The following is a 10,218-nucleotide window of genomic DNA, read 5'->3' as shown; positions in this document are numbered from 1 at the left end:
TCGATGACTGCAAGCTAATCTACGATCTCGACGAGGAACCGGCCCCACAGCTTGTCGATCAGTGGCCCTCGCTCCCCTCGGCGACACGGGTCACGTCTGAATGTGGTAATCAGCTGCTCGCGTCCGCTCGTGAGCGGACGGCGTGGACAGAGACGACGCAGCCCCGTCACGACGGCGAGCACGCGACGTTTCTCTACGAGGAAACCGGGAGTGGGGTTCGCACCGAAGCTGGTCTTGCAAGCCTACGTGAGGGCGCAGACGACGACCTCTGGCTGGTGCCAGCGATTGCGCTCCAGGAATCCGTTGACAAGACCGATACCGAACAGCCACTACGTGAGCGTCCAAACAGAACTCACCTCGAGTGTCGGGAGTGTGGTCGAGAGACTAAGCATCGATTTCGCGAATTCGAGACCGTCCACGATGACGAGTGGACCGGGCAGCCCATGTGGGAGTGTCAGCGATGCGGGACATCGCGCTATGGGCCCGAACCCGAAGCCAGTCAGTAGAGACGGCGTCAGTTTAACCAACAGATCCTGATATCGATTCGTTCTGTTGGTTAACTGGAGGTCAGTTCGTGATCACTCCCGAACCGCCCCGCTGACTGCCCGCCGGTGTTTTTTCGCGCCGTAAATTGGCGGAGGCGCACACATGGACCCACGAGACACCCCCGGCTATCGACTCCACCGCGCGCTCAGTAGCCTCACCAGTATCGACAGCGACCAATTGGAGCCCGCTGATCAAGAGCGAATTAGCACCGCGACGACGCTCCTCGAGCAGGTAGATTTTCTCACCCAACCGAATACGACGAGGGACGGTGACGTCAACAGAGAATCCTGACAGCTCGACGCGTCGGCAGCGCAACGTCATGTGGCCGTCACAGCGTGAGCAGTTGCTCGCCCCCTGAAGGGGTGCGGGGGCGCGAGACAGCTCCCGAGAACAATCCATGGCAACACTCCAAGCCGCAACGACATCGACCGGCGCACTCGTATCGGATCCACAGGCAGTCCGCGAGCTCTGTGAGAACCACTGCTTCGGGACGCTCAACTGGGAAGTGGACGACGACGGCGAACTCGTCATCTGGGGCTACGACAGCTTCGAAGTGTACGAGGTTCGTGAGAACGGACTTCCTGACTACGACGGTGGCATCGTCACCCACGAGTTCCTCCGGTCGCTCGCGGAGTATCTCGAACCGAACGAAGAATTCGACATCCAGACAGCCGGATTTACCAAATGCCGCTTTCCCGTGCTGGCGAAACGGTACGTCATCCGCGACGGTGAGGTGCTGTACGCGGACCTCAGTTCCCCCGACCTGATCGACGAGTAGCGTTGTTCGTCCCCCGGGAGGGGTGCGGGGCGATCCAGTCGTGGGTCGTCCTGTGAGGTGATTGTTCAATGGGCCACCGCGCACTCGTTGCGTACGAACGAACTGACGGACAGTACACGCTCCACTACTCTCATTGGGGTGCAGCGAATCTCAAGCTCAAGCACCAAATCTCGGCCGAAACACCGTTCGGTGGCGACGATACCGACTCGAAGTGGGCGAAACAGCTGCTGGCGGAACTGGCCGATGGCCTCGAAGCAGATGCCGTCGACGGCTACCTCGCCGGCAAAGACCGACCGTCGACGGTCGTCGAGCCGAAGCCCCGCGCCACCGGGCTCACGCTCGAGGAGATCATCGCTGACCATCTCGACTACCTGCATCACGAGGCGTTCTACGTGGTGTCACCCACCTTCGAGGTGGCCGCCTACCGGACGCTGTGGTTCGGCCTGCAGTACGACTCCGAGACAATCGACCACGGCGAGACGGTCGGGAACGGCGCGCTCGCGACCGTTCGGTGGCACGATGGCGAGCCGGTCGGCGATGGCCATCTGAAGGGGCAGTTCCGGGCACTGAAAGACGTCGTTGGCGATATGGTCAACAAGGGTGTGTTCACCCAGTCGACGGCTCGCCAGTACCTCAAGCAGAAGCTCGGCGAGTGGATCGGAAAGCGCCAAGAGTTGCGCATCCCGAGCGGTGGAGCACCGTCTCCGGACGCGACACTCAGCCGCTCGTAGGGCGATTTGCGTCGAAGCAGATGGTGGTTTGTCTGGGGCAGAAAGGACTGAGCCCCACCGTAGGCTCGTGATTGGATGCCCGAGAAACCAGACGACGACCCATTCCACGATTGCGAGTTAGATCCCGATGCAGTCCTCGGGACACGCACCTTCCACGATGTCCTGTTCACCGACGATACCGAGACGCCGGTAAACGTGCTAACCGGCGAGACGCCCGCACATTCGCAGGCGACCGTCGAGGAAGCGAAGGCGTTCGCTGCGAGTATCGACACGGACACACCACAAATCGCGCTCCCGGCCTCTGTCGAGACGCAGGTCGAGACCCAGAGCAAGCCCTACACCTCAGCTGCGTTCTTCCACTTCAAGGCGACGGGGTCACTCGAACGGCACCGTGCCTACCACGCCGCGTACGACTCGGATGCGTTCACCGTCGACTTCGAAGCTGACTACGAGTCCGGGAATCTGACCATCACAGTCGAGCGAGCGAACGAGTCCTAAGAATCGACCGCTTGTCAGGGTTTTTCGAGCGCCGGCGATGGGTGCCGGCGCAGCAGGAGCGAGCGAGCAACGACTCCCGGTGCGTCGGCGCTTCGAGGTGTTCGAGATGCACATGGTAATTTACGCCCTGGTAGAAGAATCGACCCACGACGACGCACTGGCCACCGGAAAGACGGTGTTCGACCGCCTGGTCGGCGCGGATCCACACGCCGGCGCCGTCTTCGACTACTACGTCTGTTTTGATGAGGAGGACACGTCCGTTGCGGGGAAGGCGCGATGGGGTGAGCTCCCGATGGCAGCTCCTGTCGATTCCGATGACGGCCAGGATCTCCTCGAGCGTGGCTGGAAGGCGACGAAAGAGGAGTTCGAGCGGAATCTCGAACGAGTGAGGGAGGCACTCGATGAACTCTCCGACGAGGAGATTATGCGCGACGAAGATCTCGCTCGGCACGCCTTCCACCAGGTCGGCGCTTACGACGGGCCAACGATCTTCCTGTACAACGAATATGCGAACGGGATCCGTCACCGTGAGCAGCTGGATCGAGTGCTGGAGGAGAGCGAGGAGCTCTGGATCGTGCCCGCCGACGTCCACTTCTAACAGATGTCCCGGATCACAAATTGGAAGCGCGAGAGTCGGTCGCCCACACTCGCATACCGGAATACCGAGACCGGAGCTCGGGCTGTCTTACACCGAGCACCGGACTCGTACCGCTACAAGTGGCGTGGGGCAATCCTCGTCGACGGCTACCCGGTATGGTCGCGGGGGTACGAGACGAAGGACGCGAAATCGTTCCGTGACGAGCTCCGTGACCGGCCAGCGCCCGAACTGAGTTGTCCCGAGTGTTCGAACAGCGATGTAGCAATCGGTGGGAAAACGGCTGACGGCGCGAAGGTTCAGCGCTGGTTCGAGTGTCGGAACTGTGGGTACGAAACATCCTCGAGAATCGTGTACGGCGCCGAGCGCTGATTGATTGGTGCGGATCTACGGTGACGTTTATTTTGGGCCGGAATGGGTGGCCCGTCTCAATCGGGCCAGATCCACAGATGAGTCTGGAAATCATCGACCGTCACAGCGAAGCACTGTTCGAGTTCCTCTGGTGTCCCGTCTGCGGGCACGAGGTATTCAGTCACATTCCCTTCGAAGGTGTGTTCTGCAAGAACTGCAACACGCAGGTCGAACTCCAAGAATCCCGAGAGACACGCGGCTACGACGAGGCCGTCCTCGCCTGCTTCGACACCCACTCAACGTGGAACCTCCACGTCGACGAGAAGCTCCGTCGCGACCTACCCGATGGGTCGGCGCGGGTGAAGATCCTCGGCGCACCGGGTGCCTACGAGGTCGACTGGTGGAGTCCGGCACCCGGCGATGGCTGGCAGCCGGTCGAACAAGGCGAGTTCGACGATGTCGACGAACCAGCCGAGATCTCCCATCTCGCGTAGGACAAGCAGTCCCTGTGGCTGTTTGTCACCCCCTGAGGGGTGCGGGGGTGCTCGAACGAGTAGCTCCCGAACAGACCGATGAGTAGACCTAGCGACACACACTCGATTGAACAGACACACCCAGCGAGCGACTGCGACATCGCCTACGTCGGGTATCGGCAGAGCGGGCAGGCTATCGTTGAGAAATGTCCCGGCCAAGAACGGCTCACGCCAGAGCGGAGTCTCGCACTGGTGAATCACAGTCCCTCGGGATTCGAATGGGGATATGGTGGTAGTGGTCCAGCGCAACTCGCGCTCGCACTCCTCCTAGACTACACGGATGACGAAGCGTTCGCCCTCGACCAATACCAGGCGTTCAAAACCGAGGTCGTGAGCCAGCTGGACTGCGCTGGGTCTGGTGAACGCTGGCGACTCACCGGGCCCGAGATCGACGCAGTCCTTCACGAAACACCCGGCGAGCCGGCCGCACCGTCCATCTAAATACCAATCACCGAAAGAATCCATGTCAGAACACACCCAACCATCTCGTGCGGATGGCGAATCGGCCGGAACCAGTGAACAGGCGACACGAACGGAGTACGTCGAACGCAGTGACGTCGGCGTCTCCCTCACCGTGAAGCTTACTCGCGGGACTGGCACCCGCGATCAGGACAAAATCGTGGCCAAAGCGAAGGGCAAGACCCTCGAAGACGCTCGCGAGGACATGGAAATCCTTCGGGAGTACATCCACGATCTCGCGGAGGACGCTCGCCAAATCCAACCCGAGGAAAAAGACGGGTAACGGCGAGGGCTGTTTTTTGTCGCCTCAGCAGTGACGGAGGCTCTCATAGCGGTAACAGCGCGGAACCTACCCGTTCATAGATGGGAGGAAGAGCGTACGCTTCGTCGATCAACCCACCGACTATGACAGGGCCGACTCCCCCGTATTTTTGAACCATCAAAGCCACATATGATGTATGGAGAAGCGGCGTACTGTCCCGGTCAAACTCGACGTGGACGGTCCTGACGCCGCACTCCTCGAAGATACCGTAGACGAGTTCCTGTGGGCCGCCAACCACGTCACACGCCACGCTTTCGAAGGCGAATACGTCACCACGAGCAAGACCACGCTCCACGACGACACATACGAGGACGTGCGCGACGAGACGGCGTTGCACAGCAACCACGTCCAAGCCGCTCGCAACAAGGCCGCTGAAGCCTGCAAGAGCGTGGTCGAAAAGTGGAAACAGGGGAAGAAGGCGTCGATGCCGCACTTCACCAGCCCACATCTCGTCTACGACCACCGTACCGCCACGTTCTACGACGAGTACGTGTCGCTGGCCACGGTTGACGGTCGAATCGAAGCCGACTACCTGCTACCCGACGAGGAGCGGGATACGCCCCACGCGGAATACTTCTTCTCCGACGAGTACGAAACTACGGGGGCGGAACTGCACTACAGCAACGGCAACTGGATGCTCCATATCCACTGTAAACGGGATGTGGAGCCCGACACGTCGGAACAGGCAACACCTGAGAACGGAACGGTTCTCGGGGTTGATCTCGGCGTGAACAACCTCGCCGTCACTTCGACGGGCACGTTCTGGACGGGCAACGAGTTCGACCACTGGCAACGTGAGTACGAAAAACGCCGTGGAGACTTGCAGGAACACGGCACACGGTGGGCGTACGAAAATATTCAATCCGTTGGACGGAAAGAGGAAGGCCGATTCAAGCAGACGCTCCACCGAATCAGCAATGAGTTGGTCGATGAAGCCCGCGAGTACGGGTGTTCTGTGATTGCATTCGAGGATTTGACCGACATTCGGGAACGCACTGGCGCGTCGTGGGGGCACAAGTGGGCGTTCAACCGACTCTACGAATACGTCGAGTACAAGGCCGCAGAGTACGGCATCGATGTAGCACAGGTTGACCCGGAGAACACCTCTCGACGATGTTCACACTGTGGCTTTACACACCCCACCAACCGCGACGGTGAGGACTTCGAGTGCCTGAAATGCGGCTACGAGAACCACGCTGACTACAACGCGGCGAAGAATATTGGATTACGGTATCTCCGCCGGAACCAAACTGGGGACGGCGGAGGCGCACCCGTAGGCGTGCGCTTGAACAGCGGGATGCTGAACGCGAACGGAGTGTATGACCCTCCTGCCGATGATTCGGCCAGAGCGGGAGTCCACGCTGAAAGCCCTCGGCGTTAGCCGTGGGTTAGCTTACCAGTGAGCAATTCAGATAGTCAGACAACAGATATAAGCGAGCTTTCGCCAGAACAACGGCTCGAACCCCCGAATACGCGACTCATCAACGCTGGTATCGTGACGATCAACGATATGGAGACGCTGCGAGCCTGCGTCGCCTACGAGAACGCGAATCAGCAACGGGTCCAGATCCTCAGCCGGCTTGAACAGCGGGCCAGCGAACTCCGCGCACAAGACGACTGACGCGACAACTCGACGGTGCCTGTCGAAGCCTCGGTGGGTGGAGGCTCGAATGAGATGAGCGATCGACCAGATATCGAGATTCACCGACAGACCGCATTCGGTGACGATGGCCAACTCGAAGTAACCGAAACAAGCGTCGAGACCTCACTCGAGGACTTCGGCGCTGACGTGGATCATCGTGTCCGGGATTCGCGTCTTGACCAGCCCGAGGCGAGTGAGTTCGGCGTCGACGATCGACCCGAAGTTGAGCAAACATCCGAGGGAGATCAGTCAACACTCTTCGCTGATACGGACGAGGATCAGCAGACCCTCGCTGGCGACGATGCAGCCGCTCGCTGTCTCTTCGAGGAGTAACTATGACACGACTCACCAACTGGACCCGAGAGAGCCGTACTCCGACCCTGGCGTACCGAAACAGAGGGAGCAACGCCCGAGCAGTCCTGCACCGTGCGCCGGATTCGTACGTCCACAAGTGGCGGGCCGCGATTCTCGTCGAGGGCTACCCCGTGTGGTCGCGCGGATTCGCGACAAAGGACACCACGTGGCTTCGGGACGAACTCGAAAAGCGCCCCCAGCCAGAGCTCCGCTGCCCAGAGTGTCCGAACGACGAGGTCGTCGTCGGCCAGAAGAGTGCTGACGGTGCGAAGATTCAACGGTGGTTCGAGTGTCGGGAGTGCGGCTATGAAAGCCGCTCAGCAATCGTCTACGGCCCCGAGCGGTGATTCTCGACAAGGGAACCAAACGACGATGGAAGACGCAGTGGAATCGACCTGACCGGTGGGTTCAAGACGCTGCGTAAGGAATTCTTACATAGAGCCACTCATGAGTACTGACGACCCTGAAGTCACGACGGTGACGTCGAAGGGACAGATCACCATCCCAAGTCGGCTACGCAAACAGTTCGGCCTCGAAAAGGGCACGAAGCTGATGGTCGTCCCGACGGACTACGGCCTTGTACTGAAGAAACTCGAACTCCCCTCCGTCGAGGAGTTCCAGCAGCGGGTCGAAGAGCGTGCTGAGACGGTCGACCTCTCGATGGACGAGGTCAACGAGCTGGTGCATGATGCGCGGGGCGCCGATGAATGAGAGCGGTTCTCGATACGAACGTTCTCATTTCGAGCGTTATCGCAACTGGCGTCCCCCACGAGATAGTCGTCAAGGGGTTTAGCAGCGAGTATCAGATCGTCGTCTCCGTCGCGACGCTCACGGAATTTCGAGACACCCTGCTCAAATACCCGGAGAAGTTCCACATGGACGAAGAAGACGTCCAACAGGAGGTCGAAACGATCCGCTATTTCGCGGAGTTCGTCGACCCGGATGAAGAGATCACAGCGGTCGAGGCTGATCCTGACGATGACAAGTTCCTCGAAGCTGCCGTAGCGGGCAACGTCGATTACATCGTCTCCGGCGACCGCCATCTACTCGATCTCGACTCGTTCCGTGGGATCGATATTGTCGAGCCCCGAACGTTCTACGACCGCCTCACGACCGAGTAATCCCCTGTGGCTTCCCGAAAATAGGTCGTACACGAGGGCTCTCCTCGAGTGTGCTCATCCAGTATGGTTTTTCGACCCCCGAGAGGGGTGCGGGGCATCCGAACGCCCGCGTTCAACCGATGGAGACAGATTCGACCACCAATCCACGAGCGCCAGCACAGAACGAGAGCGAACGCAGTCAGCCAACACCAGCCGACGTCGAGTACGTCGGCATGCGCGTCAACGGGACGCCGGTTGTGCTGAAGCTCACCGACCACGAGCGCCTCACCCCGGATCGGAGCCTCGGCCTCGTGCGACACAGCCCAGCGGGCTTCGACTGGGGCTACACCGGAAGCGGCCCGGCACAGCTCGCCTGTGCGCTCCTCCTCGATTACACTAACGACGAACGCGTCGCCCACCAGCATTACATCCAGTTCCGCAACGAGGTGGTGAGTCAACTCGCGTGCGATGGCCCGGCCGACTGCTGGCATCTCACCGGGGAGGATATCGAGGCGGCACTCGCCGAATTCGAAGAGGACCGAGCACTCACGCCAGATGGTGGGACGCCCTCATCGTCACTGCCGGCGAATTGGAGTGCGGTGAGCCGGACAGATCGGACAGTCTTCCAACGTCGGGATATCGACCACTACGTCGTCCTCGCCGAAGGGAGCGAGGAGTGGTTGATCATACTTTGCGCGCAGGGCGACCGGGCGTATCCCGCCCCGCTCGACCATCGAACACTTCCGGTCGAGAACGATCCTGCCTCAGCCGTTCAGGCACTCGTCGCTGAGAGTAACGACCTCGTCGAGCCAGAGGAGGACATCTGATGGAGAACATCCGACTCTCGCGGGGCACGTACCAACTCATCGAACGCGCCATCACAGCGCTGGAGCGTATCGGTCGAGAACTCGAGCGATACAACGACCGGCACGAACGAACAGGCGGGGAAGACACCGGCGAGACGAATCCCGGCGAATCATGACTGGCGAAGCGACGCTTGACGACTTCGAGGGCGAGACATCATCAGGAGAGCCCAGCTCGCTCACACTGGAAGAGCGACTCCTCACCCCGATCTCCCCGTCCATCGGTCTGCGGGTGATTCCCGGTCGCGAGGATCCGCTCTATCTCCAAAATCGGGGAACAGAACGGTATCTCTTCCGCGACGATTATGATCGGTGGTTCATCCTTCAACCCTCAGCGAAGGACTCAGAAGCAGCGTTCGTCCGCTGGGTGTATCTCCCAGCAGACCGGCCCGAACGGCTGGCGCAGTCGGCGCTTCGTCGACGGACGGTGATCGGATACGACTACGTTCAGCGCTCGGCCGCACCAGATCCAGTCAGGTCGACGGTGACGACGATGTTCGTCACGGAACCGTGGTCCGACACCGCCTACGAGTGTGGGTCGTGTGAGGCGCTGTTCGACACGGCACAAGAGCACGCCCTCCACTGCTGGGACGCCCATCCGTGGGTGCCGAATCCTGAACAGGTGCGCCGTCGACGCCACGCCGACGAGTGAATTCAAGGACCGAAGCCAGGTATCGGGACCGTCCAGATGATTAACCAACAGTACTGGATTCTTAGGTAGAATGTTGGTTAAGAGTGGTTGTTTTTGCGCCCGTGAGAGGGGCGCAGGGCGCGTGATGAGAGCGCCGTCGCGAGTGACGAATTCGATTTCGAGGTGACTGCAATGAAAGACCCAGAATCCAGAACCGTGTTCGCGGGCGTCGACGGACGAACCGATACAGAACTACCCGACTGGTACCGCCGGAAGAAAACGGTCGACGAACCGAAGTCCTTCGCCGAGACGATTCGTGACCTCCCGCAGGCCGTCGAGACGACAGTCGCATACCGGAATCCCTACTCCGACGAGTGGGTCGAAACGGAGCGCTTCAACGCCCTGGTCGAGCCGACGAGAGCGCGCGACCACGCGACAGACGATGAGCCCGACGCAGACCCACTATTTCACGTCCCCACGGACAGTTACGCGATCATCAATCCGGTCGACGTGTACAGGCCCTTGGAAGAGGTCCTTCGCGAGGAGACCATCGACGGGACACCGCTCGGCGACGTGATGTTCGGCGAGGTTCGGCGCTACCGGGGCGGCGGCGAGGTCCATATGGACGTGATGTTCGACGGCCTCGAAGTCCGGCTGCCGGGGCGGTCGGACCCGATCACGATGGGTGTGACCTCCGGTTACGACTTCTTCGGTGAGCACGCCGTCTACGTGGAGGGTTTCGCTCAGGACGGGTACTGCTCGAATTCGATGCGCTCGCTCACCGACAAGGAAGTCATCAAGCACGTCGGGGACGT

Annotated in this window: 18 protein-coding genes and 2 pseudogenes; all 20 read left to right on the top strand. The window is 60.4% G+C overall.

The annotated features are described in order from the left end of the window. Positions 1–506, top strand: a pseudogene (locus ACQUQ1_RS21090) (hypothetical protein); the annotation flags it as partial. Between the two features lie 142 nt (positions 507–648). Further along, positions 649–837, top strand: a complete 189-nt coding sequence (locus tag ACQUQ1_RS21085) for a hypothetical protein (protein ID WP_049987720.1) — start codon at positions 649–651, stop codon at positions 835–837. 106 nt (positions 838–943) lie between these two features. Beyond that, positions 944–1,324 (top strand): hypothetical protein, encoded by a 381-nt coding sequence (locus ACQUQ1_RS21080; protein ID WP_435066206.1) that lies wholly within the window; start codon positions 944–946, stop codon positions 1,322–1,324. 68 nt (positions 1,325–1,392) lie between these two features. Next, positions 1,393–2,055, top strand: coding sequence for a DUF6735 family protein (locus tag ACQUQ1_RS21075; protein WP_435066205.1), 663 nt, complete (start codon positions 1,393–1,395; stop codon positions 2,053–2,055). A gap of 75 nt (positions 2,056–2,130) precedes the next feature. Beyond that, the gene (locus ACQUQ1_RS21070; protein WP_435066204.1) at positions 2,131–2,553 is read left to right on the top strand and encodes a hypothetical protein; all 423 of its coding nucleotides are present in this window, start codon (positions 2,131–2,133) and stop codon (positions 2,551–2,553) included. A 106-nt stretch (positions 2,554–2,659) separates the two neighbouring features. Beyond that, positions 2,660–3,151: a hypothetical protein gene (locus tag ACQUQ1_RS21065; RefSeq protein ID WP_435066207.1), complete on the top strand. Its 492-nt coding sequence runs from the start codon at positions 2,660–2,662 to the stop codon at positions 3,149–3,151. 3 nt (positions 3,152–3,154) lie between these two features. After that, entirely contained in the window at positions 3,155–3,520 is a 366-nt protein-coding gene (locus ACQUQ1_RS21060; RefSeq protein ID WP_435066203.1) for a DUF7568 family protein, read from the top strand. Positions 3,521–3,597: 77 nt separating this feature from the next. Further along, the gene (locus tag ACQUQ1_RS21055; RefSeq protein WP_435066202.1) at positions 3,598–3,993 is read left to right on the top strand and encodes a DUF7567 family protein; all 396 of its coding nucleotides are present in this window, start codon (positions 3,598–3,600) and stop codon (positions 3,991–3,993) included. A 78-nt stretch (positions 3,994–4,071) separates the two neighbouring features. Further along, positions 4,072–4,473: a DUF6166 domain-containing protein gene (locus tag ACQUQ1_RS21050; RefSeq protein WP_435066201.1), complete on the top strand. Its 402-nt coding sequence runs from the start codon at positions 4,072–4,074 to the stop codon at positions 4,471–4,473. 22 nt (positions 4,474–4,495) lie between these two features. Continuing rightward, positions 4,496–4,774, top strand: coding sequence for a DUF7389 domain-containing protein (locus ACQUQ1_RS21045; protein WP_435066200.1), 279 nt, complete (start codon positions 4,496–4,498; stop codon positions 4,772–4,774). A gap of 175 nt (positions 4,775–4,949) precedes the next feature. Further along, the gene (locus ACQUQ1_RS21040) at positions 4,950–6,194 is read left to right on the top strand and encodes an RNA-guided endonuclease InsQ/TnpB family protein (protein WP_435066199.1); all 1,245 of its coding nucleotides are present in this window, start codon (positions 4,950–4,952) and stop codon (positions 6,192–6,194) included. 18 nt (positions 6,195–6,212) lie between these two features. Next, on the top strand, positions 6,213–6,434 hold the full coding sequence (locus tag ACQUQ1_RS21035) for a hypothetical protein (protein ID WP_435066198.1): 222 nt from the start codon (positions 6,213–6,215) through the stop codon (positions 6,432–6,434). Between the two features lie 54 nt (positions 6,435–6,488). Then, a complete protein-coding gene (locus ACQUQ1_RS21030) occupies positions 6,489–6,788 on the top strand; it encodes a hypothetical protein (RefSeq protein WP_435066197.1) in 300 nt (99 codons plus the stop codon). Positions 6,789–6,790: 2 nt separating this feature from the next. Further along, positions 6,791–7,156 (top strand): DUF7568 family protein, encoded by a 366-nt coding sequence (locus tag ACQUQ1_RS21025; protein WP_435066196.1) that lies wholly within the window; start codon positions 6,791–6,793, stop codon positions 7,154–7,156. 100 nt (positions 7,157–7,256) lie between these two features. After that, positions 7,257–7,520, top strand: coding sequence for an AbrB/MazE/SpoVT family DNA-binding domain-containing protein (locus tag ACQUQ1_RS21020; protein WP_435066195.1), 264 nt, complete (start codon positions 7,257–7,259; stop codon positions 7,518–7,520). Further along, entirely contained in the window at positions 7,517–7,930 is a 414-nt protein-coding gene (locus ACQUQ1_RS21015; protein WP_042661788.1) for a putative toxin-antitoxin system toxin component, PIN family, read from the top strand. The genes ACQUQ1_RS21020 and ACQUQ1_RS21015 overlap by 4 nt, the downstream gene beginning before the upstream one ends. A 119-nt stretch (positions 7,931–8,049) precedes the next feature. After that, positions 8,050–8,736: a DUF6166 domain-containing protein gene (locus ACQUQ1_RS21010; protein ID WP_435066194.1), complete on the top strand. Its 687-nt coding sequence runs from the start codon at positions 8,050–8,052 to the stop codon at positions 8,734–8,736. Continuing rightward, complete coding sequence (locus ACQUQ1_RS21005) at positions 8,736–8,891, top strand: hypothetical protein (protein WP_435066193.1); 156 nt, start codon at positions 8,736–8,738, stop codon at positions 8,889–8,891. Before ACQUQ1_RS21010 ends, ACQUQ1_RS21005 begins: the two co-directional genes overlap by 1 nt. Further along, positions 8,888–9,424, top strand: a complete 537-nt coding sequence (locus tag ACQUQ1_RS21000; protein ID WP_435066192.1) for a hypothetical protein — start codon at positions 8,888–8,890, stop codon at positions 9,422–9,424. Before ACQUQ1_RS21005 ends, ACQUQ1_RS21000 begins: the two co-directional genes overlap by 4 nt. A 171-nt stretch (positions 9,425–9,595) precedes the next feature. Then, positions 9,596–10,218, top strand: a pseudogene (locus ACQUQ1_RS20995) (hypothetical protein); the annotation flags it as partial.

The sequence above is a fragment of the Halobaculum sp. EA56 genome (genome assembly GCF_051195075.1).
Classification (GTDB): domain Archaea; phylum Halobacteriota; class Halobacteria; order Halobacteriales; family Haloferacaceae; genus Halobaculum.
The sequence above is the reverse complement of the archived record's forward strand: the minus strand, read 5'-3'. Positions and strand labels throughout refer to the sequence as shown.